Source organism: Lentzea alba, from assembly GCF_011067745.1.
Lineage (GTDB): Bacteria > Actinomycetota > Actinomycetes > Mycobacteriales > Pseudonocardiaceae > Lentzea > Lentzea alba.
Map to the genome: position 1 here is coordinate 310,045 of NZ_JAAMPJ010000002.1, position 23,551 is coordinate 333,595.

Below are 23,551 nucleotides of genomic sequence, written 5' to 3' on the forward strand. Positions count from 1 at the left end.
GGACCTAAGTCGCCGCGAGCTCTGCTCCATATGTCCGCGAGTCGGCGGGCTTTGATCAACTAACAGCGCTCTCTCAGATCGCGCCCGAAGAACAACCCCTCGATCAGCTCGTTGATCTGGTCCCGCTGCCCGTCGACGCACTTCGCGTAGACCTTGAGCAGAACCTCTACAGAGTGCCCAGCCCGCTCCGCGACCTCGGTAGCCGGGACGCCTCCGTTGAGCCAAAGCGACACGGCCGCGTGCCTCAGGTCGTACGGCCGCCCAGCGAGCGGCGAAGTCACCTGAGCAGGTGCGAGCGCATACTCGCGGGCGTCGCGCCAGACTCGGTAGTAGGTCGAGGACGACACCACGCCATCGTTTGGCGACCAGAACAGTCGGCCATCCGAGCCGACACCGAATCGGTCGATGTGTTCTCGAAGCCGCCGCACGTGGACAGGCGGAATCGGCACGGGCCGCACGTCTTTCGCGCCACGGTGCTTCAGCCCGCGCTGGTCGTGCACCTCTCCCGAGTCAGTCCACCGCTTCCCCGCCGATGGCCTGGACTCACCGAGCATGAGCAGGCCCCAGCCCTCATCGGGAAGCGTGCAGTCGTCCAGCTTGAGCCCGAGCCCTTCAGCCGGCCGCGCCGCCGCGTAGTAGCAGGTGGCAAAGAACGCTTCGAGGTGCGCGCCCCGATCAGCGTTCCGCCGCCCGACGTACGACACCGCCGTCAGTAGCTCCTCAATCTGCCGAGGATTGGCCACCACGCGCGGGTCCACCTGCTCCACGAGCTTCGCGACCTTGCGCTTGATCCGGTTCAACGGGTTGTCCGGGATCAACTCCCGCTCGACCGCTAACGCCAGCAGGTTAAACAGCACAGCCCGCTTCCGCGAGTACACGGTTGCAGCCGCGGACTTGCCATCGAGTTTCGTGGCCAGCGCGTCCAGAACCTCCCGAACGGCCACAGCGTCGGTCATGTCATACAGAGGCCGGGAGTACCGAGCCAGCCAGTCCGCGACCTCCTGCTGTTCGCGGTCGAGCTGATCGTCACGAGTCGTCGGCGGCAATAGGTGACGAGTGAGCACTCCGCGCAGCTCCGTCAACTCCGGCCGGCTAGGCCCGCTCTTCACGAACGCAGCGCACGCAGTCGCCAGCGCATCCACCGTGCTGCTCCGCGTCTTCGCAGCCGAGTCGGGCCACTTCATATCCACATAGGACTGAGCAAACTCCAAGAACGAGAAGGAGTTCTTCCGCTTCAGCTCCGACAGCGGAAGCCCAGTCTCCACATCGAACTCTTCACCGAGCCGCGCCGCCTTCATCAGGTCGGAACGCCGGTTGATCGCCTGCGCCTTGTTCGCGAACCATTCCGAGTGGCTCTTCTTCTCCGTCACCCACCGGACGCCCCACGGCTTCGGCCGCTTCTTGCCCTTGGCCGTCTTCTTCTTCGTCCAGTCGGCGATCTCCCAGAAGGTGACCTTCAGCGTCGTCTCGCTCATGCGGCCCGCCCGTAGAGGTCATCCATCCAGTCCAGGAAGTCCGTGCGCCGACACCGCAGCTCCCCGTTCGGGAGCGGGAAGCAACGAGGCCCCTTCCCCGTTTGCCGCCACTTGTAGAACGTGTCCCTGGAGACGTCCCCGCCAAGCGCTTCCAGCATCTCCGGAACAGACATCAGTTCAGCGATCTCACGTGCCTTACCGTTCATGGTTCCCCCCGTTTACGCAGCTAGATGAGTTGCCGAACTTTCTGAAGGTCCGGCAGATGCGAGCAGCGCGGCCGTGTATTCGGCCTTCCACCTGTGCCGCTCAGCGACGGCACTCAGAAGCAGGTGCGCCCGTGGCGGCACGTTCGGATCACCGGGCTGGAGGTTGTTCCAGACGACGCGCTGCGCCTGGTCCTCAGGCTTGATCCCGACGTCCGCGAGCAGTTGCCGAACGAATGCCTTGCGGTCGTGCTTGTGGTCAGCGAGCGACTTCCCAGACCACTTGCGCGACACCAGCACCCGCCGACCAGCAACGCCGAGCGTGGTTCGCTTGTGTGCCTTGCCTTTGCACTTCCCAGGCACCGTGGACAGTCGAGCCCCACGAGGCTGGACGCCGTACAGCAACCACACCGCGCACTGCGGCGAGCAGGGCGTCACAGCCAGCTCCGCGCACAACCGTTCGGCGTGGTCCCCCTGGCGCGCGGTCTGCGGCTCAAAACACTCGTTGATGCTCTTGGTGAGGTACTTCGTCAGGTAGCCGATGTGACGGCCGGCCTCTTCAGTGCCGCCGAGGATGCCCTTGGAGTGCACTTGCACCCCGAACCGCGCCACATGAGCCGGACGCTCAACTTCGCTGACGGCGTCTTCCCAGCTAGGCAAGGCCCTCCGCGTCTGCGGATCAACGAAGCCCTTGGCCCGGACATCCCACACTGGCAGGTTGTCGCTGCTGTACTTGATCTCGTCATGTTCAGGCCACCAGACCTGGTGATACGTGGCCTCAGCGACCGCCCGCAACTCCGCTCGCGAGATCGATCCGCGAACCGCCGCGTGCCAGTGCGGAGCAAGCCGACGCTGTGGCTCGACCGTCGAGAAGTACTGAACTTCCCAGCCAACACAGCGCCGAAGGTTCTGGACGAACCGGTCGAGCAGCGCGGCAAAATGCACCGCATCCCTTGCAGCACGGCGATAGTCGTACGACGTCGGATCAACTGGTGTGCCATCGCTACGGACCTTGCCGTAGGTGTCGAGGGTCAGTGTGAGGAACGTCGAGGGCTGGTACTTGCCGCCGAAGACCTTGCCCACAGTGCGCCTGCTGACCGGCCGTCGAGGCAGGTTGGGCGCGTCCTGCCGCCGCCTGGTCGACCGCTTCCGAGCAGCCTTGAACGGGATCTCCAGAGGCGGGAGCGAACCGCGGACTCCCAGTTGCCGAAGTTCGGCGTCGACCTCCGCGACCTCTTCCCGAACCTCCTCCGCTCCAACTTCGTCACCCTCATCGAGGGCCAGGCGGAAGGCCTTGACCAGGTCGGCCCGGTAAGCAGCCAACTCCCGCTGTTCGTCGCTCGGAGCGTCCGGCGTGAAGTCTGGTTCCTCTGCCAGGTGCCAACCCTCACGGCACTGCGCCATCCGCAGACGCCGGTTCTTCTCAGCACAGGTAGGACACACACTCGCGACCGTCGAGCCGCACGGTACAGGCACGATGTCCACGCGTCCGGTGTCGAGGTCGATCCGCTCCTTGGCCAACGGCCGAACACACACGCCGTGTTCTTCAGCGACAGCCCGAGCCACGTCGAGCGCGGCCGGCTGCTTCATCCGCTCCGAACGAGTGAGGTACTCAGTCACGCCGCCTCACGCCCCTCAGTCAGCTCGGGGAACTCGTGGACCGTGGCCGGAGCGAGGTAGACGCCCAGCTCGACCAGGTCCGCATCCGTGACGTTGAAAGCCCGCGCACGCTCCGGTTCGCGCTGCCCGTCCTCCTTGCCCCACGCGACACCGGGCGTGTTCTCGCTGATCTCGTGGGCAGCCGCACCGCGTTGCCGGACGCCGTCACCCAGGACCATGTCCACCTGCACCGGCTCATCGAGACGCAGTGCCACGCGGGTGGTGAACAGGTGCCGGAAGCTCACGATCTCCTTGCGCGGGTCCTGGACCAGACCCACAACGGCATAGCCAGGTGCGCGCCCCTGCGAGGTGATCGTCTGGATAGCCCGCGTCGCACGCTCACGCAGGTTCCGGTCCGACTGGTAAGCGATCAGGTCCGCCAGCTCATCAACGATCAGGACCGTGAACGGCTCACCCGTATTGCGCGCCCAGAGGCGCCGAATGCCCCGGTAGCGAGTGGCGCGCTCTTTGACCTCTGCCGCGATTTCTTCAAGCAGGGCAACAGCTTCAGGGCCATTGTCGTAGACGACCTTCTCGAACGCGTCCGGACACTGCCCTAACTCCATGCCGCCCTTGGGATCGATGCCGACGAGGCGGACCATTCCTGCTTTGATGGCCGGGGCGAGCTGCCACACGATCGACCACAGCACCGAGCCTTTGCCCGCGCCGGGAACGCCGACAACGAGGACCTGAGAGCCGAGCAGCTTGAGCCGCCAGGACTTACCGGTCTCGGTCTGGCCGACGACCACGCGTTTGAGATCGACCTCTCCGGCATCGGCGAGTTGCGGCACAGCAACCGGTCGGGCCAGCGGGTCAGCGTGGATGAAGTCGAGCTCAAGCAATCGAGGCTTCAGCACCCGCACTCGGCACGACCGAGCGTTGAACGAGTGCGCCAGGTTGTCTCGACGTGCTTCCCACTGCTCCGGCGACTGCGCAGGAATCATCCCACCCGGACTTTGTCCCGCCAACCCTCAGATCGGACGCGGCGCAGCTTCGGGAGGTACTCCTTCCCGCGGACTTCTTTGGTCATCTCAGCGAGGCGCATCACGGTGCGCCACTGCGGCACGTACACGCTGAGCCGCCGCCACTCTGTGAGCACGCGATACCAGCCGTGCCGCAAGAACGAGTCCCGATCGAGGCCGTACCAGACGGTCAGGGCGCACACGAGTGACAGCAGCGCCAGCACCAGCGGGGAGAGCCCGAACTGCCGATAGGCGACGTCCCCACCGAGGCCGGCCGTGACGGCGATCGGGTATCGAACGGTCAGCATGACGAACTTCGCGGCCAGACGAAGCGCCAGCCACAGCAGTGCGAATGGTGCGAGCACGAGCTTGACCCAGCCGGGAAGCCATACCCACCAAGGGACCTGCGGACGCGCGCCCTCGAACGGCGCGGGATCAACCCACCGGTTGCCCTTCATCGCGCACCCACCGAGCACGCGATGCACTGAAAGACGGAACCCACGCTCGGGATCCGACCAACGGGCACGAAGGACCCCGCGCTGTTCGAGCACTGCGCCTTACACGTCAGGCACTCGAAGCCCTCGGCCTGTGCAGCGGTGAGTTCCAACGTTTCCAGGCCGCCGTCATCAAGCAAAACGACGTAGCTGGAAACGGTCTGCATGCTGGAGATCATTCGATCCCACAGCCTTTGCTTTGTGGCCCTGTCTAGCGCACGGATGCGCTCAGGCTCTACGCTCATCTTTGTTCACTCCCACGTTGGGTGAGCAATGCAGGAGCGGCAAGGTTGGTAGCCGGTTTCCGCTCCTGCGTCTCAGGTTCTCTTTGCGCCGCAACAAGACGTGCGGCATCGCCGCATGACCCAGCACGGTCACACGCTCTGTCCAAACAGGACTTAACTAGCTCTTGCGGAGCTTGATCGCCTCGCCCTTCTCACGCTCACGGTTGGCCCAGTAGATGGCCTCGTGGTGGTGACTGCGATCGGTCTCCGCGACGCGCGCATAGATGGCAGCCGAGCGCAGGTAGTAGTCCTTCAGCACCTCAGGCTTGGACTTGGGATTGGGCAGGAGCTTGCTCAGCACGTCATGCGCCTCGCTCAGCGTCTTGACCTGTTCCGCCCGACTCCAGGTCATGACCTCAACCGCGGACATCGGGGTCTCCCTCCGCGAGCGCGTGACGCCCTTCCTGGTTGCCGAGGTAGTCGGCCAGCTTCGCCGCCTCGCGCGACAGCTCCCGGCAGAACCGCATCAGCACGTCCGCGCCACCTGGGAAGGGCGGAAGCTGGACCGCGATGTTGACCGGGTCGAAGAAGATCGCCAGGGCGGGGACCTCTGGCGTCACGTGGACCATGGCCGCAGCGGCGTCGAAGCCGGGCGTGCAGGTGGCGTTGAACCCCATCACTGACCACCTCGCGCAGCGTCGAGAGCGGCCTGACCTTCCGCGACCGCTTCGGCGAGCCGGGGAAGTGCTTCAGCGTCAACGACCAGCACCGCCGGGAAGGCGTTGCCCAGCCGGAACTCAACCCGTCCAGCGAAGACGAGCGGTTCCACCCGAATCGGCAGGTTCGCCGTCAGGTGCAGGCGCATCAAGTCGGCCACGGATCACGCTGCCTTAGATGCAGGCTTGGCCGCGGCGGCCGCCTTCATGCCGGTGGCGCGCAGGCTGTACCCGAGCTTGGCCCGGCAGCGGTGACGCTCACCGACATGGCCGCCACGGCAGCCCTTGTCGTCGATCCACGGCGTGACCGTAAGCCCCTCGAACACGGCCGGGCGGATGTCCGTACCGGGGATCGCCTCGGGCGGCACCGGCCGGTGAGGCGCCGAGATCTTGACCGTGACCGCCGCGTCCGTCTTGCGCTCGGCCGCCTGGTCGATCACCAGGACAGACCACACAAGGAGTCCGTTCTCCTTGTCGACCTCCTGCTCGACGGGCAGGCCCTTGGCGCGGTCCTCCGCTGACTGGAACTTGAGCACCGGCTCGACGCCCATCACGAGCGCACCCCGCGGGAACACGAAGTCATGACCCGCCGGGAACCTGCTCCCACCTGTGATCGCCATCGTCGTTCTCCTGTCGTTTGTGCCGGTCGGGGCCGTTCCCCGACATCTCGACACCTACGACTTTCGACGAATCCGCAGGACGTCAACACCACACAACAGGACAACTACAGACGTCTCTGTTAGCTTGAAGACGTCCCTAGTTGTACGGAGGGTGCGGTCATGCCGAACCAACGCTTGCGGGATGCGTTGCTGCGCAACACTTTGGGCTTCGATGAGGTGGCCAAGGCCACCGGCGTCGACCCGAAGACGGTCGAACGGTGGATCACCCAGGACCGCACGCCGTACCCGCGCCACCGGCACGCCATCGCCGCCATGGTCCGCGAGACGGAGACATACCTCTGGCCGGACGCCGTCGCGCCGGAGAAGAAGAAAGAGATCAACGAGTCCGAGGTCGTGCAGGTCTACGCACACCGCCACGCCGTACCGCAGGACATCTGGGGACACCTGATCGAGCAGTCGAAGATCAGTATCTCGATCCTGGTTTACGCCGGCATGTTCCTCGTGGACAACCCCGCGCTGATCAGGACGCTTCGCCAGAAGGCAGAGGACGGCGTCAAGATCCGCCTGTTGCTCGGAGACCCGGCAAGCCGCGAGGTAGCTCGACGCAGCGAGGAAGAGGGAATCGGGAAGAGCACGCTCGGCGCGAAGATCCGGAATGCTCTTGCGGTCTACAAGCCGTTGGCAGAGGTGTCCGGCGTAGAGATCCGCGTACATGGGACGACTCTCTACAACTCGATCTACCGCTTTGACGACGAGATGCTCGTGAACACGCACGTCCACGGCTTCATGGCAGCTCACGCCCCGGTCCTGCACCTGCGCCGACTGTCCGGCGGCGACCTGTTCGAGACGTACGCCGAGAGCTTCCAGGGCGTGTGGGACGGCGCAAAGCCACCGAAGTGGTAGGCAAGTAGGTATGGCTCGCACCGATCACTACAACGATCCCAACGCCCCCAAAGCGACCAACATCGTGGTGGCGGTGACCGCGTTCGTGCAGGACGAGCACGGCCGGCTGTTGATGATCCGACGCACCGACAACGACCTATACTCAATCCCCGGCGGAGCACAGGACGTCGGCGAGACCATAGGCCACACCGTCATCCGCGAGGTCAAGGAAGAGACCGGGATCGACGTCGAGCCCGTCGACATCATCGGCGTCTACTCCGACCCCACACACGTCATCGCGTACACGGACGGCGAGGTACGGCAGCAGTTCTCCATCTGCTTCCGAGCGCGGCTGATCGGCGGCGAGCTGCGCACGAGCAACGAGTCCAGCGAAGTTCATTGGGTAAGCCGCGGAGACCTCGACGCGCTCAACATCCACCCGTCCATCCGACTTCGGATCGAGCACGGGTTCCAGGAGCGCACGACGCCCTACTTCGCGGTGTAGTCGACTCCCGCCACGCGTAGCCATTTCTCGGTGCGTTCGACCGCGCCGACCAATTCAGGCTTGGCCTGCCGGATGAAGAAGGTGACCAGGTCTTCCGGGCCGTAGCGCTTCTGGATCTCCTCGATCCGGTCGTGCACGCTCGTGGGTTCACCTTCAGGCGTGGTCGTCATGTCGGCCCACCAGAGGGCATCACGCAGAGGCGTGCTCTCGTCCGTCCAGCGTGCGAGTTCGGCCGACACCCCTCGAAGCTCAGCCTCTCGGTACGCGCACGAGTGATGGGCCACAAGCGCGCACAGCCGCTCAGGAAATTTGAGGTCTTCCAAATAGGCGGCACCATCGAGCGGATGGAACCGACACTTCGCAAGCCTTGGAGCATATCCGACGTCATGAAGGATGGAGGCCGCCACAAGGAGATTTCCGTCCTCTACAGAAAACGTAGATGCGGCCAACTTGGCCCTGTCTGCCACCCCTTGAACATGAAGCCAACGAGTCGGCAGTTCAGCAGCAAGTTCCTGCTCCGCGAGTAGCATCGCCCGCTCAACGAGGTCCACCCTTGCCAACCTAGCCGATGACTGCCCGGCGGTCACCATGCAACAACCTGAACATCACGTTTATCCTGCCAAAGGCACCATGGATCCTCGAATTCTTCACGAACGAGTGGGTTCAGGTCATCGCCAAGGCGGCTCGGTGTTCGAGTTGCCACCATTTCAGATAGGACGTTTGTTCAGCAACACGCTTCAGGCAATCCCACTAAGAGAGATGGATTAACACCCGGCAACCTAGCATCTAATCTTGCGCTCAACCGCCTGAAGGAAGTTGATAATTTCAGCAGCAGATTCCGCAAACTCAGCTTTTGCGAGTTCCTCATTTTGAAGACACCACTCAACCACTATGTCAAAGAGCGCCTTTTTTGCAGGACGCTTCTCCCGGTGATTCAGCGAGAGAACTCGATCCGACTCCTCAGAGAATCGCAACGGATAGTACCGCTCGAAATCATGCTCACTGAATACATCGAAATGCTCCTGAGGCCAGGTGGTTCCATACTTTTCACGCAGTTTATCGATCACTTCACGACCGCTCGGATCTCCGTCGAGCATGACCCATGCCCGTTCGTGATACTGCGCTTCAAGGTGCAGATAGAGGAAGAGTCTACGGAAGTCCTCGAAGGCAGGTTCGGCTTTCGCAGTGCCGCCAGCGGCGAGCGTTCGAACGCGATTCAGACCTGGAGCAAACCATGGAATTAGAAATCGCCTGATAATTGCTTCTGCGGTTGACTCTTCGAGTATCAACCAGCCGTCCCAAAGCTCAAAGTCATACAGTTCATAGCCTAGCTCGCGCAGCACGCCTATTCTCGCCGAGGACGTCTGCCCAACCTCAGTCAGGGTAGAAACCGGAATCTCACGAGGAGGAGCCGATACCGACACCGAGAAAACCTTGCAGTTCGGAGCAGAACCCAGATGACGCAAAACCACGTTAGAATGAGTTGATACTACAAACTGATTCCTGTCAGAACTCTCAACAATAGCCTCAAGGAGTGCTTTCAACGCCTGCGGGTGGATGTCATTCTCAAGCTCTTCAATTAGGAACAAGTTTCCTTCCGCAACACAAAGGTTGACAATAAGGCCGAGGAGGTTCGGCACACCTTCCCCCATTGAGGAGAGTGCAACATAATCTTCTCGACCGATCGGAATGCCTGCAACCTTACCTTCCCCAGAAGCTTGAGTGCCGACTTGGAATCCAATCACCTTGGCACACAATTCGGAGAACTTCTCGTACGCGTGGTGCTGAGGAGTAGAGATTCGATCAATTTTGGCGTAGAGATTCGAAAGGTCGCTAGAAACCCGTCGAGTACTTAGGAGATCTACACTCTCACTGTAAGTTGCAACTTTCCGATTTGACAAATAAGGGTAGATATAATTCCTCGGCTCTGACGCGCGGATCTCTTCAAATCCAAGTTCGTTCTCGGCACCATTTGTCATACTTACAGCAAGTGCCTTCCGGTTGACCACCATCTTGTCGCCAGACCGGAAGAATTCCATCCCGATTCCGAGTGTACGGATTCCACTAGCATCACTTCCGAACTGAATATTGAAGTACTTGTTGACGTCATCCGTAAGCCGGTCACCCTTGATTGTGTAGTGCACGGATCCAGATGTTTCATTCAATCGCACGGGGGAGTTTTCATAAACGCCGCCCTGCTGAATCATGTGAAGCGCACGGACGAAGGCAGATTTGCCGCTATTATTTCGACCGACAATCACGTTTATGTCGCCCAACTCAACGACACCGGTGTCGGCAATACTTCTGAAGTTCTTGATTCTTACAGCGGTGAGCTTCATCGCATGATGATAAGGTGCGTGCCCACTGTCACCTTGGATCAAAACACCGTTTCTGTGTCAAGCGTGCTCGACTTGGAAGCGAAGCGTCACCAATCTGACTTGCCGAAATCAGCTCTACAGGATCAAGGCCGCCTCTGGCGGCACGCTCCGCACGTACGGCGAACACCTTCCATCCCGGCACTCCCGGCATCCGCTTCGCTGCGCCGGTCGGCCGGGCGGCGCTGCGCGCCGTCCTCCGGCCTTGCCCCAACCGACGAGCTCACCCGTAGAGCCATGCCGGCCAGCAGCTCCCGACGAGCGCCGTCAGGGTCACCGCGGACTTGCCGGTCCGGGCGCTCGACTGCCGCGCCGGCTCCGCCGCCTTGCCACCGATCATGAGCACACGTCGACGAGGCTCCTTGTCGACAAGCAGACAGCACGCCGCCAACCCGTCCCCGCGAGCATGACGAACGGCCAGCACCGACGCGTCAAGGCTGGAGGGCGTACCTTGACTCGACGGCACCGGCCGCGTGCAGGCTGGGGATCGGGTTGATGGCCGAGAAGTGGCAGGACGCGAACCGCGAAACCATTGCGAAACGCGGAGCCCAAGCGCCACAACGGCAGCAGCCGAAGCCGCAGGTCAGCAGGCACGGAGCGCCCGATGCCTGACGTGCCTTCCTAAACCGTGTGTCGCAGGTTCGAATCCTGCCTGGGGCACCACCTTTCGCCGGGTGAATCAAGCTCTGACCAGCGGCAACGCGGTCAGAGCTTGATCTTTTCGTCACGCCCCCGAGCGCACGAATTCAATGTACGGCTCGTAGGCCGCCAGGTCGTGGTGCGGTTCGTAGGTGCTCAGGTAGTAGTAGTCGGCCATGATGTTGGCCTGCTGCTCGGTGTTGAAGTCGGCGAACGTCTTCCCGCGCAGCCCCTCGGCGCCGCCGTAGTCGTAGAGCCCCTTCACGAAGAACCCGGCAAACGCGGTCGGGAGCATGCTGAGGACGCTGCGGCCGTGTTGGTACTGGTAGGCGTGGGTCAGTTCGTGCACCAGCCAGCGCTCGTAGCGCGCCTGGTGTTGTGGCGCCGTCAGGACTCCGCGAGGGAACGTGACCAGGCGCGGCAGGGTGCGGGCCACGCCGAAGCTGCCCAGCAGGCCGCCCTCGGCCAGGCGTAGGGCACTGATGTCCAGGGCGTCGCCGAAGACCTGGCGGGCTATCGAGGCCTCGCGCGACTCCAGGTTGCGGCGGAACACTGGGCGAAACACCACGGCACCTCCCAGGTCGGCGGAGGGACGATGGTAGGCAAAGAACGTGGTGATCGCCGGGCGCGGATTCCCGCCTGGTGAAGGCTGGTGACGATCGGGATGCGTGGAGGCCGCTATTCCATGCTGAGAGGACCGCGGACATTCTCAGCCTTTGCTGAACTCTTCTCTCAGAATTGCCGCGTATTTCTGTAACCACACCGTTCATCGGGTGGGAGGCGACGTGGCCGGCAGAGGGGGGCGCAACGAGCTGAGCGGCAAGGCTCGGTTCGCCGCTCAGGTGCGCACCGTCCACGGCGGACTGCACATGAGCGGGGCGACGATGACGGGCGTGGCGCTGGTGTTCGCTGTCGTCGGTCTGGTGCTGGTCTCGGTGGTCAAGCGGCCCGAGATGGTGAGTGTGTTCGGGGTGCCGTTGGCTGGGGCGAATGGTGATTCCGCTGTCGTGAACACCGTCGAGCCCGGGGCTGCGTGGGACGTGATCGAGGTTCCCAAAGGGGACAAGCCTGCCGTCGTGGCGATGGTGGAGGCAGAGGAGTTTCTGCGGCGGGAGTGGCCGGATGACGCTCGGTTGAGAGATGCGCGTTCGTCGCGGATCTCGGGTGGGTTGTGGTTCAGGGCCGATGTCGTTCTGCCGGGTGAGGGTTGCGCCGGCGTGGTCGAGGTCGTGGTGATCGACCTCGGTGAGGTCTACTCGGTGCTGGTGATCACGGCTGCTCGATAGCCAAAGCGACCAGCAGAAGTACGAAGTTCAGCACGGCGCCGACAACTCCGAAAGCCTTCTCGTTCACGGCCTGATCGCCGATCTCGGGCCGCCCCGGACCACGTGAACGAGACCGGAGTGCTCGTCGACGAGATCACCGTCCGACGCTAGAGCGTGCGGCGGTAGCGGACCTCGGTCAGCTCTGCCCCGCGCTCCATCTCCGTTTTCGTGACGCCATCGGCGCGGAACCCGATGCGCTCGTAGAAGCGGCGGGCCTGCACGTTCGTGTCCAGCACCCAGACGATCACGTCCGGCTCGTCGCCCAGCGCGGCCTTCGTCAGCTCGAAACCCAGGCCTTTGCCCGCCGCGGCGGACAGCACGTAGATCGCGTACAGCTCGAACGGCGCGTCGGGGTCGCGGGACGGGCCGGCGGCGGCGAAGCCGACCACCTCGTCATCGACGAGCGCCACCCAGACGCCGCCGTTCGGGATGAGGCGTTGCCACATCGACGTGCGCGCTTCGACCGACTGGGCGGCGAGCACCTCGTCCGGCATCAGGCCCTGGTACGCGGTCCGCCAGGTCTGCACCTGCACGGCGGCCACCGCAGGAGCGTCGGAGACGTCAGCGAGACGGACTGTCATGTCATCCCCCAATGGGTACATGCGGATCATCTCGCTTTGTACTACCCGCACGCGCAGGGCGACACCGAAATAGTCAGTGGTGCAGGGACGCCCGCGGCCCGAGGTAGAGGCCACCGTTGACCTCCAGGACCTGACCGGTGACCCACCTGCTGTCCGGCGTGGTGAAGAACGCGACCGCGTCGGCGATGTCGGCTGCCGCACCGACCCGGCCGAGGTGACTCGACGTCGCGAGTCGTCTCTTCTGCTGGCAGGGCATTCGTGCGACGGGCGTGGACAAGATCGCGACCAAGGACGAGCTGGTCGCGGCTTACGCCGCCAGGTCACGGCAACGATCGGAGGACCGCTTCGACGCCGCTGTCGCCGCGGCCGGTCCCGACCCGCGTGCGGGCATCCTCGCCATGTTCGACGCGCTCGCCGAGGACATCCGTCCCGAGGTGTTTCGCGGCTGCGCCTGCATGATGACGCTCGCGGAGTTTCCCGACGACGCATTGCCCGCCCACCAGCGCGCGGTCGGCGCGAAGGTCTGGGTGCGCCGGCGGTTCGGTGAACTGGCGGCGCGACTGGGGGGTTGCGGAGCCTGAGGTGCTCGCCGACCAGTTGTCGATCATCTGGGAAGGCGCGAACAGCACCGCGCAGGCGATGAGCGCGGACGGACCGCCGGCCAGCGCACGTGCACTGGTCACGGCGATCCTCGACCACCACGCGCCGCCCGGATGAAAAGAGCAGCTCGGACGGAAACCTTTCTGCCCTCCGCGGCAACCAGGTGCTGAAGACGGTCAAGCCCCTGGGAGTTGCTGCGATGAAGAAGCCCGTGTCCACACCGGACCGGAGGCGGGCCCGCACCCGCCGTGGGAGGGTGATCGCCCTGGCGCTGAGCGCGTCGGCGGTCGCCGGTTCCTGCCTGTCCTACGTGCTGTTCACGAAGGACGCGGTGTCCGTGGACTCCGCCGCCTACTACCAGTTCGTCTCCGCGCGCAGCGGCTACGCGCTGGACGTGGCCGGTGCGGACAGCGCGGACGGCGTCCGGATCCAGCAGGAGCAGCCCGCCACCGGTTCCGCCAGCCAGCAGTGGCGCGTCAGGCCGGTCGGGGAGGGTTTCCACCAGCTGGTCAACCACAACAGCTCGAAGGTCCTGGGAGTGCGGGACGCAGGCGTCGAGCAGCAGTCGGACACCGGCGCGCCCTCCCAGCAGTGGAAGATCAGCGAGGTCGGCGACGGCGAGGTGAAGATCGTCTCGCGCAGCAGCGGGATGGCGTTGTGCGTGCACGACGGCGCTGACAAGCAGGCGGTCGTGCAGGCCGCCGATCAGGGCGGCGCCGATCAGCGCTGGAAGCTCGCGAAGGTCGCTGCCCCCGCAACGCCCAAGCCTCCGGCCGTGGTCGCGCAGCCGAAGCCCTCACCGACCACGTCCGCCGCACCGTCCACACCGGCGGCGCCCACGGCGTCCGGCAAGTACTCCTGGCGCAACGCGCCGATCGGGGGTGGAGGGTTCGTCACCGGGTTCGTCTTCAACCCCAGCCGCAAGGACCTGCTGTACGCGCGCACCGACATGGGTGGCGCGTACCGCTGGGACGCCAAGGCGAGCCAGTGGATCCCGCTGACCGACTGGGTCGGGGACTGGAACCTGCTGGGCATCGAGAGCCTGGCGACCGACCCCGCCGATCCCGAACGCGTGTACCTCGCCTCCGGCACCTACACCAACGGGTGGGCGGGCAACGGTTCCATCCTGCGTTCCACCGACCAGGGCAGGACCTTCCAGCGCACCGACCTGCCGTTCAAGCTGGGCGGCAACGAGGACGGCCGATCCATGGGCGAGCGGCTCGCGATCGACCCCGCCGACCACCGCACGCTGTACCTGGGCACCCGCAAGAACGGGCTGTGGCGCAGCACCGACTTCGGCGTCACGTGGAGCCAGGTCTCGAGCTTCCCCGTCAAGGACGGCGCCAGCAGCGGCGTTGGCCTGTCCTTCGTGACCTTCGGACCGGCCGGCAGCAAGACGATCTACGTGGGTGTCGCCGACAGGACCACGTCGCTGTACCGCTCGACCGACGGCGGTGCCACCTGGCAGGCCGTGCCCGGTCAGCCCACCGGTCAACTGCCGCACCACGGTGTCCTGTCCGGCGACGGATCGCTGTACCTGACCTACACCGACGTCCCCGGACCGAACGGCGTGAAGGCTGGTTCGGTCTGGAAGTACAACGGCACCTGGAAGGACATCTCGCCGATGCCCGGCAACGGTTTCGGCTACGCGGGTCTCGCGGTGGACCCGCAGCGTCCGGCCACGGTGATGGTCACGACCCTCGACCGCTGGTGGCCGTCGGACGAGCTGTTCCGCTCCACCGATGGCGGCGCCACCTGGAAGGCACTCGGCGACAAGTCGGTGCGCGACGCGTCCGGAGCGCCGTACGTCGGCGACCACATCGGCCACTGGATGGGCGCGCTGGCGATCGACCCCTTCGACTCCGGGCACGTCATCTACGGCACCGGATCGGGCCTGTGGGCGAGCAAGGACGTGACCGCGGCGGACCAGGGCGGCTCCACGCACTGGACGATCCCGGTCAAGGGCCTGGAGGAGACGGCGGTGCTCGGCTTGGTCGCGCCGCCGGGCGGCAAGCTGGTCAGCGCACTCGGCGACATCGGTGGCTTCCGCCACGACGACCTGAACGAGGTGCCGGCCGGTGCCTCGTCCGGACCGCGCTTCAGCAACACCACCGGCATCGACTTCGCGCAGGCCAAGCCGAACATCGTGGTCCGCGTCGGCTACAGCGGGGAACAGCGCGGTGCCTACTCCACCGACGGCGGCGCCACCTGGAAGCCGTTCACGGGAGCTCCGGTGAGCGCGGCGGGCGGTGGCACCGTGGCGATCTCGGCCGACGGCGGCACCGTGGTGTGGACCGCGTCCGGGCAGGTGCCACACGTCTCCACGGACCTGGGCAAGACCTGGACGGCGTCCTCCGGTCTGACCTCCGGCGCGGCCGTGGTGGCCGACCGTGCCAAGGCGGACACCTTCTACGCACTGCGCGACGGAACCTTGTTCGCCAGCACCGACGGCGGCAGGAGCTTCACCGCCCGCGCCCGCGGCCTCGCGGGGGAACGCGTCCAGGCGACCCCCGGCCTTCCCGGCGACCTGTGGATCGCGAACGGCGGCGGGCTTCTGCACTCGAGCGATGGCGGAGCGACGTTCAGCAAGATCGGCGGTGTGCAGCAGGCCGGAGCCGTCGGCTTCGGCAAAGCGGCCCCCGGTTCCGCCCGCCAGACTCTCTACCTCATCGGCACGGTGAACGGCGTCACCGGGATCTTCCGGTCCGTCGACGGCGGCACGGCCTGGACGCGGATCAACGACGACCGCACCCAGTTCGGCGGAACCGTCGGCGGCGTGATCACCGGTGACCCCGACGTGTACGGCCGCGTCTACGCGGGCTCCAACGGTCGCGGCGTGCTGATCGGCGAGCCGTCCTGACCACCGGGCGGCCACGGCCCGTGCCCCGGGTCGTGGCCGCCCGGCCTTCCAGCGCCGCAGGTACATTGCCGCCCGATGGGGCCATGGCAGGGAGAGGGCAACCGAGAAACATGCTCGTCGACCACAGATCGGCGGAGTTCCACGACTTCTTCGAACGCCACCACGCCGAACTGGCCCGCTTCGCCTGGTTGCTGACCGGCGAGGCGGACGCAGCCGATGATCTGGCCGCGGACGCCCTGGTCGCGCTGTGGCAACGCTGGGACCGGCTGCGCGAGGCCGAACATCCGCTCGCGTACGCCCGTGGCGTGGTCGCGAACATGGCGCGGGAACGCATCCGTGCCGCGACGCGCGAACGACGTCGGATCGCTCTGTTCTGGTCCCGTGGTCCACAGCCGGTGCAGGGCCCGGACATCGCCGCCGTGGTGGACGTGCGAGCGGCACTCGACCGGTTGCCGTTCCGCAAGCGGGCCTGTGTCGTCCTGCGGCACGCCTTCGACCTGTCGGAGAAGGACACCGCGCTCGCGCTGGGCATCTCGGTCGGTGCGGTGAAGAGCCAGACCTCCAAGGGAATGGCCGAGTTGGAACGCGCGCTCGGTGCGCGAGCGGCCGCGAACGTGGTCGTGGGAAGGGGGAACCGGTGAACGAGCGGATCAGCAGGCGACTGCGGGAGGCGGCCGAGGCGCATCAGCCCGACCGCGTCCGGATGCTCGCCCGCGTCAACCGCGGCATGGCCGACACCACGGTGACTCGTCCCGCGCCGGGCATCGGCAGGTCCTGGTCCAGGGTGGCGCTCGCCGGCGTGGCCGCGGCCGGTGTCCTGGTCACCGCGGGAATCGCCTTCGCGGGCATCGTCCGGACCGGACCGCCCGCCGAGACGACCATGCCCGCCGTCCCGAACTCGGTGAGCAGGCCCAGTCCAACGCCACCCAGCCCCACCGGCAGCTCCACGCCCCCGGTCATCACCCGGCAGGACCCGCCGGGCACCACGAACCCGAAGACGGAGCACCGGCTGTCGGACGGGCCGTTGTCGTCGACGGGATCCGTCGATCCGAACAGCCACACCTTCTGGACACAGGACACACTCGTCCTCGACCTGACCCAGCCGCTGACCAAGCTCACCGTGCAGGTGCACATCGCCCAGACCGGCGGCGTGCAGAGCTCCGGCCAGTGGCAGACCGCGCCCGGTGACGACTTCACCGTCACCGTGCAGGAAATCAACGGTGAGGTGGTCTACCGCTGGGATCTCAAGCCCGGTCGCACCGTGCCTGCCGCACAGCAGGTCTTCGCCGTGCAGTACGGCCACACCCGCGGCGCTCGGGACGGGAAGGCTGACCGCTACGGCGTGATGGCCACGGCAGCGGGTCGCGACTACGCGGTGTGGGGCGGTTTCACGCCTTGACGATCATCTCCCGATGGAATGATCGGGCGCATGCGGATCATCGTGGACGCGGACCCCGGCATCGATGACGCCCTTGCTCTGTACTACCTGCGCGCACAACCGGACACCGAAGTGGTCGCCATCGGCACGGTGCACGGGAACGTGCCGGTCGACGTGGCGACGGCCAACGCGCTCAGGCTCACCGAGCGGCTGAACATCGACGCACCTGTTGCCATGGGCGCCGCGAAACCGCTCGCGCAGCCGCTCATGACAGCGGAGGACGTGCACGGCCCGGACGGGCTCGGCGGTTGCGCGGGAGACACGCCCACCTCGACCCACGTCGAGCAGAGCGCGGCCGAGCAGCTCGCGGACCTGGCCAGGCAAGCGCCCGGCGAACTGAGCCTGCTCGCGATCGGGCCGCTCACCAACGTCGCGCTGGCGCTGCAGATCGAGCCGCGCCTCCCGCAGTTGCTCGACCAGGTCGTGGTCATGGGCGGCGCGCTCAACGTCCCGGGCAACATCACCTCCTACGCCGAGGCCAACTTCTGGCACGACCCGGAGGCCGCGGACCTCGTCCTCGGGGCCGGCTTCGAGAACCTCACGATCGTCGGCCTCGACGTCACGATGGCGAGCCACGCGCCCGGCGAGTGGCTGGAAGCGCTCCCGCAGGACAACTACGCGCGGCAGTTCCTCAAGTTCTACGCGGACTTCTACGAGAGTTTTCTGGGACGGACCGGGTTCGTGCCGCACGACCCGCTCGCAGCCGCGATCATGCTCCACCCCGAACTGGCCACCTACGAAGAAGACCGGTTCGCGATCGAGCTCACCGGCCGGTACACGCGCGGCGCACTGGTGGCCGACCAACGGTTCCTGGCCGAGGGCAGCCCGTTCGGCCGGGACATCGCGACCGAACGCACGAAGGCCAGGTACGCCGTCACGGCCGACAAGGACCGGTTCCTCGACCAGCTGAGGCACGCTGTGACACAACCATGACAATCCTCCGACGGGATCCGGACAAACAGCCGGGACCGTCAGAGGTATGAACGTCCACTTGAAACGATGGCTCGCGGTCTCGGGGGCCGCCGTGGTCATCACGGCGGGCGTCGTGGTCGGGGGCTCCTACTGGCGGCTGGAGAGCAATCTCAAGACCGTGGATCTCGCGAAGGAGATCACCCACGCCAGGCCTCCGGCGACGCCCGGCCGTCCGCTCAACATCCTGCTGATCGGCAAGGACGACGGCCGCTCCGACACCGCGATGGTCGTGCAGCTCAACGCGAAGGGCGACCAGGCCCGCGTGGTCAGCATCCCGCGCGACACGATGGTGCCGAGGCCGCAGTGCGGAACCAACCCGCCGGCCGCCATCGCCATGTTCAACAGCGCCTTCTCCACGGGTGGCGCGGCGTGCACGGTGGCGACGGTCGAGCAGCTGAGCGGCATCCGGATCGACCACTTCGTGCAGATCGACTTCAACGGTTTCCGCGACGTCGTCGACCGGCTCGGCGGAATCGACGTCACGATGCCCGAGGCGATCGACGACGAGAAGAGCGGGCTGCACGTGCCGGCCGGGCCTACGAAGCTCAACGGAACGCAGGCGCTCGCATTCGTGCGGACGCGCTACAGCATCGGTGACGGCAGCGACCTGAACCGGATCAAGAACCAGCAGCTGTTCATGAAAGCGTTGAGCGAGAAACTCGCGAACGAGAACTGGCTGGCCAGTCCGCAGAAAACGCTCGAACTCGCCGACATCCTGACGAAGTCGATCGTGACGGACACCGAAATCGGCTCGATCGCGAAATTGGCGGACCTCGCGGGCAAACTCACCGCGTTGAAACCGGAGAGCATCACCTACGTGACGCTGCCGACCGAGTCCTACCTGCCCGACCCGAACCGGGTCCAGCCCAAGCAACCGGAAGCGGATGCGCTCTGGACGGCCGCCTGACTAGCAGGCAGCACCCTGCCATTCGCTTGGCCAAGGCCACGGCTGAGGAGACCCCCAGCGCTCCTCAGCCGTGGAGGATTTGCCCCAGTTAGCCACTACCACCGTGACGGTCTCCCGGTCTCGTGATGGACGTGGGGTCGAGGTTGTCAGACCACCTCGTTAGGGTGGGCTTCTGACCTCCTGTCCGGTGCGTGCGCCGCAGCTCAGGCGGGTGGTCCACGTTTTCCGGTCCGGACGAGGTGGAGGCCGATTGGGACCCCGTGGCGTCTTCGCGGAGCGCTTTGCGCTGCTCTACGCGGAGGCAGGTGACCCTCCCCTCAAGCGAGTCACGGAGTCGGTCGCCCGTGCCCGCCGAACGGACGAACAGGGCAGACCAGTTCGCGTGCCCGCTCAGCGCGTCAGCGACTGGCGACGCGGGCGAAATGTGCCCGCCAGGTTCAGCGGGCTGAGCGCGGTCCTCGAGGTGCTCGTCGGCGAGGCCCGCAAGCGCAAGCCCCAGCCGGCGATCGACGGACTGTACGACATGGACGCGTGGCGCACTCTCTGGGAGGAAGCGCTCGCGAGTCCCGTCACCGACACGGACACACCCCCTCCGGAAGACAGTGCCGTCTGTCCGTACATGGGCCTGAGCGCGTTCGGACCACAGGACGCGAATTGGTTCTTCGGCCGGGAAAGGGCGACGAAAGCTCTTCTCGACCGGCTGAACGAAAACGGCATCACAATGCTCGTCGGCGCGTCCGGCGCCGGAAAGTCGAGTTTGATGAAGGCCGGTGTGCTGCCGCGCCTCGACAAAGACACGATCATCATCTCACCCGGCACCGATCCGCTGAAGGAATTGGCGCTCCAGGTGCCGGAACTGATCGTCACGCTGGAGGCGGCGGCCGACTCCGACGTGCTGACCGAGTTCGCGGACAAAGTGCAGATCGCGGTCGGCAGCCGGGTGGTGATCGTCGACCAGTTCGAGGAGGCGTTCACGCTCGGCGGCGACGAGAACCGGCTGCGGATCTTCGTGCAGGCGCTGCACGCGGCGGCGGAGAAGACCGCGGTCGTGCTCGGTGTGCGGGCCGACTTCTACGCGCGCTGCCTCGACTTCCCCGAGCTCGCCGAGGCGTTGCAGAGCAGGCAGATGGTGCTCGGCGCGATGTCGGCGGCCGAGGTGCGCGACGCCGTGACGAACCCGGCCAAGGCCGCCGGCCTGCAGCTCGAACCGGGTCTCGTCGACCTCATGCTGCGCGACCTCGGCGCGCACAACCGCCGCGGCAAGGACGTCTACGACGCGGGCGCGCTCCCGTTGCTCAGCCACGCCCTGCTGGTCACGTGGCAACGCAGGCAGGCGGGCCGGCTCACGATCGCCGGTTACCGGGCGGCCGGCGGCATCCAGGGCGCGGTGGCCACCACCGCCGAACGCGCCTGGTCCGACCTCGACGAACCGGCCCGCGCCGCCGCGAAACAGCTGCTCCTGCGCCTGGTCCGGGTCGGCGACGACACTCAGGACACCCGTCGCCGGTCGAGCCGCCACAACCTGCTCGAGGCCTCCGCGAACCTCGCCGCCACGGAACGCGCGCTCGAGGTCCTCACCCGCGCCCGCCTGATCACGGTCGACGCCGGCAGCGTGGAGATCACGCACGAGGCGTTGCTGCACGCCTGGCCGCGGCTGCGCAGCTGGATCGACGAGGACCGCGCCGGCAACCTTTCCCGGCAGCGGCTGGAGGAGGACGCGGCGACGTGGGCCTCCAGCGACCGCGACTCGTCGTTGCTCTACCGCGGCGCACGGCTGGAGGGCGCGCGGCAGCAGCAGGTCACCACGCTCGCGAAGGAGTTCGTGCAGGCCTCCGAACGCCAGCACCGCAAGAGCGTCTGGTTGCGCCGCAGCGCCGTGTCCCTCGTGGTGGTGTTCGCGCTGATCGCGGCCAGCGCCGCGGTGATCGCCGTGCGGCAGCGCAACGACGCGGTGTTCCGCCAGGTCGTGGCCGAGGCGGACCGAATCACCGACACCGATCCGTCGCTGGCCGCCCAGATGCTGCTCGCCGCGCACCGGATGCGGCCCGACGACCAGGACGTGGCGTCCAAGCTGATCGCGGACCAGCAGACTCCGCTGGGCGTGCCGTTGAAGGGGCACACCGGTGCGGTGTACCTGACGTCGTTCACCAAGGACGGCTCGGTCCTCGCGACCGCGAGCTACGACCGCACCGCACGCCTGTGGGACGTGCGCGACCGCTCGAACCCGAAACCGCTCGCGGTGATCACCGGCCACAAGGACTGGCTCACCTCCGCGGTCTTCTCCCCCGACGACAAGGTCCTCGCCACCACCGGCAACGACAAGACGATCAAGCTCTGGGACATCGCCGACAGAACCGATCCGAAGCTCCTGCACACCATCGAGACCGGCAACGGCACGAGCTACCTGCTGGAGTTCAGCCCCGACGGCAAGATCCTCGCCGCGGCGAACGAGGACAAGACCGCGCGGCTGTGGAACGTCAGCGATCCCGCGCACCCCACGCCGCTCGGCGAACCACTGCGCGGCGCCACCGCGGCGGTCAGGACGCTCGCCTTCTCCCCCGACGGCAGGACGCTCGCCACGTCCGGCGACGACCAGAACATCCGGCTCTGGGACGTCGCGACCAGGACCATGATCGGCAAGCCGCTGACCGGGCACACCAACGGCGTGCATTCGGTGACCTTCAGCCCCGACGGCAAGCTCCTCGCGTCCGGCAGCGACGACAACACCGTGCGGCTGTGGGACCCCGCGACGCAGGCACCGATCGGCGATGCGCTCGTGGGCCACACCGCGGCTGTGTGGTCGGTGAAGTTCAGCCCCGACGGGCGTCTCCTGGCGAGTGGCGCGTCGGACGCCACCGCCCGGTTGTGGAACGTCACCGACCCGGCCAACGTGATCCAGTTCGGCAAACCGCTCGCGGCACCCAGCGGCGGCGTGTTCGCGGTCGGCTTCACCCCGGACGGCCGGACCCTCGCGACGGGGGCGGGCGAGAACTCCGTCCGCCTGTGGTCGTTGCCGCGGAACTCGGTGCCGATCGCCGTCTCGAACGTGGGGCCGCCCACGTTCAGCCCGGACGGCAAGCTGCTCGTGGGCGGTAACGGCAGCAAGACGGTGCAACTGTGGGACAACACGGACCCGTTCGCGCTCAAGCCCGTCGGATCGGCGCAGGTCGGCCCGGAGCGGATCGGCATCAGGGTGAAGCTCACGCAGGACGACAAGGTGCTCGGCACCGCCACCGGCGACGGAGTGGTGCGGTTGTGGAACACCAGCGATCCCGCCCACGTCGTGCCGTTCGGACCGCCGATCACGCTCACCACCCGGTTCACGAACCCGCTCGCGTTCTCACCCGACGGCAGGACCATGGTGACCGGCAACGACGACAAGTCGGTGCGGGTGTGGAACATCAGCGATCCCGCGCACCCCGTCCAGCTGGGCGATCCGCTGACCGGACACGACGGGTACGTCAACGACGTGACGTTCAGCCCGGACGGCAAGACCATGGTGACCGCGAGCAGCGACCGCACGTTCCGGCTGTGGGACATGACCGACCCCGCGAAACCGCGGCTGCTGGGCAAGCCGGTGGACGACCACCACGAACCCGTGCAGCGCGCCGTCTACACCCCGGACGGCCACACGCTGATCACCGGGGGAACCGACAAGGCGATCCGGCTCTTCGACGTGCGCGACCGGGAGAAGCCGGTGGCGCTCAGCGTGCTCACCGGAGGGACCCAGCAGGTCAGCTCGCTCGCGGTGACGCAGGACGGGAAGACGCTCGCGAGCGGCAGCTCGGACAAGACGTTCCGGTTGTGGGACATCAGCAATCCCGCCGAGGTGGTCGCGCTGGGCCAGCCGATGGCGCTGGCCTCGGGAGCCGAGCCGTTCGTCCACTTCAGACCGGACAGCCGGGTGCTGATGATCAGTTCGGGCGACGGCGTGCTGCGCCTGTGGGACCTCGACGTCGCGCACGAGGCCGAGCGCATCTGCACGAGCAGCCGAGGAGCGCTCACAAAGGACCTGTGGGAGGCGAGACTGCCCCAGGTGGAGTTCCAAAATCCCTGCTGAGCCGGCCTGGTCGACGAGAGTCCGCGCAACTGCCTCACCTGCAGCACCGCATCG

Annotated in this window: 26 protein-coding genes; 11 read left to right on the plus strand and 15 right to left on the minus strand. The window is 66.1% G+C overall.

Annotated features, from left to right (window positions below):
- Positions 1 to 59: 59 nt before the first annotated feature.
- From G7043_RS48185 to G7043_RS09820, 9 genes are all read right to left on the minus strand, one after another.
- Positions 60 to 1,475 (minus strand): tyrosine-type recombinase/integrase, encoded by a 1,416-nt coding sequence (locus tag G7043_RS48185; RefSeq protein WP_166045256.1) that lies wholly within the window; start codon positions 1,473 to 1,475, stop codon positions 60 to 62.
- Positions 1,472 to 1,681: a helix-turn-helix transcriptional regulator gene (locus tag G7043_RS50360; RefSeq protein ID WP_166045257.1), complete on the minus strand. Its 210-nt coding sequence runs from the start codon at positions 1,679 to 1,681 to the stop codon at positions 1,472 to 1,474. Before G7043_RS50360 ends, G7043_RS48185 begins: the two co-directional genes overlap by 4 nt.
- A gap of 12 nt (positions 1,682 to 1,693) precedes the next feature.
- Complete coding sequence (locus tag G7043_RS09795; protein WP_207311009.1) at positions 1,694 to 3,268, minus strand: replication initiator; 1,575 nt, start codon at positions 3,266 to 3,268, stop codon at positions 1,694 to 1,696.
- A 26-nt stretch (positions 3,269 to 3,294) separates the two neighbouring features.
- Entirely contained in the window at positions 3,295 to 4,200 is a 906-nt protein-coding gene (locus G7043_RS48190) for an FtsK/SpoIIIE domain-containing protein (protein ID WP_313887780.1), read from the minus strand.
- A gap of 77 nt (positions 4,201 to 4,277) precedes the next feature.
- Entirely contained in the window at positions 4,278 to 4,784 is a 507-nt protein-coding gene (locus G7043_RS48195) for a hypothetical protein (protein ID WP_242642085.1), read from the minus strand.
- Between the two features lie 411 nt (positions 4,785 to 5,195).
- A complete protein-coding gene (locus G7043_RS09805; protein WP_242642086.1) occupies positions 5,196 to 5,447 on the minus strand; it encodes an AMED_5909 family protein in 252 nt (83 codons plus the stop codon).
- A complete protein-coding gene (locus tag G7043_RS09810; protein WP_109629224.1) occupies positions 5,434 to 5,694 on the minus strand; it encodes a hypothetical protein in 261 nt (86 codons plus the stop codon). Before G7043_RS09810 ends, G7043_RS09805 begins: the two co-directional genes overlap by 14 nt.
- Positions 5,694 to 5,894: a hypothetical protein gene (locus G7043_RS09815; RefSeq protein WP_109629226.1), complete on the minus strand. Its 201-nt coding sequence runs from the start codon at positions 5,892 to 5,894 to the stop codon at positions 5,694 to 5,696. The genes G7043_RS09810 and G7043_RS09815 overlap by 1 nt, the downstream gene beginning before the upstream one ends.
- 3 nt (positions 5,895 to 5,897) lie before the next feature.
- Positions 5,898 to 6,353, minus strand: coding sequence for a hypothetical protein (locus G7043_RS09820; RefSeq protein ID WP_166045259.1), 456 nt, complete (start codon positions 6,351 to 6,353; stop codon positions 5,898 to 5,900).
- A gap of 159 nt (positions 6,354 to 6,512) precedes the next feature.
- Between G7043_RS09820 and G7043_RS09825 the strand changes: the two genes are divergently transcribed.
- Complete coding sequence (locus tag G7043_RS09825) at positions 6,513 to 7,256, plus strand: DUF5919 domain-containing protein (protein ID WP_166045260.1); 744 nt, start codon at positions 6,513 to 6,515, stop codon at positions 7,254 to 7,256.
- A gap of 10 nt (positions 7,257 to 7,266) precedes the next feature.
- Positions 7,267 to 7,740, plus strand: coding sequence for an NUDIX hydrolase (locus G7043_RS09830; protein ID WP_166045261.1), 474 nt, complete (start codon positions 7,267 to 7,269; stop codon positions 7,738 to 7,740).
- Here G7043_RS09830 and G7043_RS09835 read toward each other — a convergent pair.
- The 4 genes from G7043_RS09835 to G7043_RS09845 form a co-directional block, all read right to left on the minus strand.
- The gene (locus tag G7043_RS09835; RefSeq protein WP_313887781.1) at positions 7,725 to 8,291 is read right to left on the minus strand and encodes an HD domain-containing protein; all 567 of its coding nucleotides are present in this window, start codon (positions 8,289 to 8,291) and stop codon (positions 7,725 to 7,727) included. The genes G7043_RS09830 and G7043_RS09835 overlap by 16 nt on opposite strands.
- 228 nt (positions 8,292 to 8,519) lie before the next feature.
- Entirely contained in the window at positions 8,520 to 10,079 is a 1,560-nt protein-coding gene (locus G7043_RS09840) for an ATP-dependent nuclease (RefSeq protein WP_166045262.1), read from the minus strand.
- A 259-nt stretch (positions 10,080 to 10,338) separates the two neighbouring features.
- Positions 10,339 to 10,461, minus strand: a complete 123-nt coding sequence (locus G7043_RS49295; RefSeq protein WP_278185720.1) for a hypothetical protein — start codon at positions 10,459 to 10,461, stop codon at positions 10,339 to 10,341.
- Positions 10,462 to 10,839: 378 nt separating this feature from the next.
- Positions 10,840 to 11,319, minus strand: coding sequence for a hypothetical protein (locus tag G7043_RS09845; RefSeq protein ID WP_166045263.1), 480 nt, complete (start codon positions 11,317 to 11,319; stop codon positions 10,840 to 10,842).
- Between the two features lie 220 nt (positions 11,320 to 11,539).
- Between G7043_RS09845 and G7043_RS09850 the strand changes: the two genes are divergently transcribed.
- Positions 11,540 to 12,040, plus strand: coding sequence for a hypothetical protein (locus tag G7043_RS09850; protein ID WP_166045264.1), 501 nt, complete (start codon positions 11,540 to 11,542; stop codon positions 12,038 to 12,040).
- Positions 12,041 to 12,186: 146 nt separating this feature from the next.
- Here the strand turns inward: G7043_RS09850 and G7043_RS09855 are convergent, their stop codons facing one another.
- Together G7043_RS09855 and G7043_RS09860 are read right to left on the minus strand one after the other, a co-directional pair.
- Positions 12,187 to 12,660 carry a GNAT family N-acetyltransferase gene (locus tag G7043_RS09855; protein ID WP_166045265.1) on the minus strand — a complete coding sequence of 158 codons (474 nt, stop codon included), beginning with the start codon at positions 12,658 to 12,660 and terminating at the stop codon, positions 12,187 to 12,189.
- Between the two features lie 73 nt (positions 12,661 to 12,733).
- Positions 12,734 to 12,937, minus strand: coding sequence for an SDR family oxidoreductase (locus tag G7043_RS09860; RefSeq protein WP_242642087.1), 204 nt, complete (start codon positions 12,935 to 12,937; stop codon positions 12,734 to 12,736).
- Here G7043_RS09860 and G7043_RS09865 point away from each other — a divergent pair.
- The 8 genes from G7043_RS09865 to G7043_RS09895 all read left to right on the plus strand — a co-directional run bounded on the left by G7043_RS09865 (position 12,930) and on the right by G7043_RS09895 (position 23,497).
- Positions 12,930 to 13,241 carry a hypothetical protein gene (locus G7043_RS09865; RefSeq protein ID WP_166045266.1) on the plus strand — a complete coding sequence of 104 codons (312 nt, stop codon included), beginning with the start codon at positions 12,930 to 12,932 and terminating at the stop codon, positions 13,239 to 13,241. The genes G7043_RS09860 and G7043_RS09865 overlap by 8 nt on opposite strands.
- Position 13,242: 1 nt before the next feature.
- Complete coding sequence (locus G7043_RS49300; protein WP_278185721.1) at positions 13,243 to 13,377, plus strand: hypothetical protein; 135 nt, start codon at positions 13,243 to 13,245, stop codon at positions 13,375 to 13,377.
- An 82-nt stretch (positions 13,378 to 13,459) separates the two neighbouring features.
- Positions 13,460 to 16,120, plus strand: coding sequence for an RICIN domain-containing protein (locus G7043_RS09870; RefSeq protein ID WP_166045267.1), 2,661 nt, complete (start codon positions 13,460 to 13,462; stop codon positions 16,118 to 16,120).
- A 110-nt stretch (positions 16,121 to 16,230) separates the two neighbouring features.
- Positions 16,231 to 16,761, plus strand: a complete 531-nt coding sequence (locus tag G7043_RS09875) for a SigE family RNA polymerase sigma factor (protein WP_166045268.1) — start codon at positions 16,231 to 16,233, stop codon at positions 16,759 to 16,761.
- Complete coding sequence (locus G7043_RS09880; RefSeq protein ID WP_166045269.1) at positions 16,758 to 17,519, plus strand: hypothetical protein; 762 nt, start codon at positions 16,758 to 16,760, stop codon at positions 17,517 to 17,519. The genes G7043_RS09875 and G7043_RS09880 overlap by 4 nt, the downstream gene beginning before the upstream one ends.
- A 30-nt stretch (positions 17,520 to 17,549) precedes the next feature.
- Complete coding sequence (locus tag G7043_RS09885) at positions 17,550 to 18,491, plus strand: nucleoside hydrolase (RefSeq protein ID WP_166045270.1); 942 nt, start codon at positions 17,550 to 17,552, stop codon at positions 18,489 to 18,491.
- A 46-nt stretch (positions 18,492 to 18,537) separates the two neighbouring features.
- Positions 18,538 to 19,437, plus strand: coding sequence for an LCP family protein (locus tag G7043_RS09890; protein WP_166045271.1), 900 nt, complete (start codon positions 18,538 to 18,540; stop codon positions 19,435 to 19,437).
- Positions 19,438 to 19,819: 382 nt separating this feature from the next.
- Positions 19,820 to 23,497: an nSTAND1 domain-containing NTPase gene (locus G7043_RS09895; RefSeq protein ID WP_313887782.1), complete on the plus strand. Its 3,678-nt coding sequence runs from the start codon at positions 19,820 to 19,822 to the stop codon at positions 23,495 to 23,497.
- Positions 23,498 to 23,551: the final 54 nt, after the last annotated feature.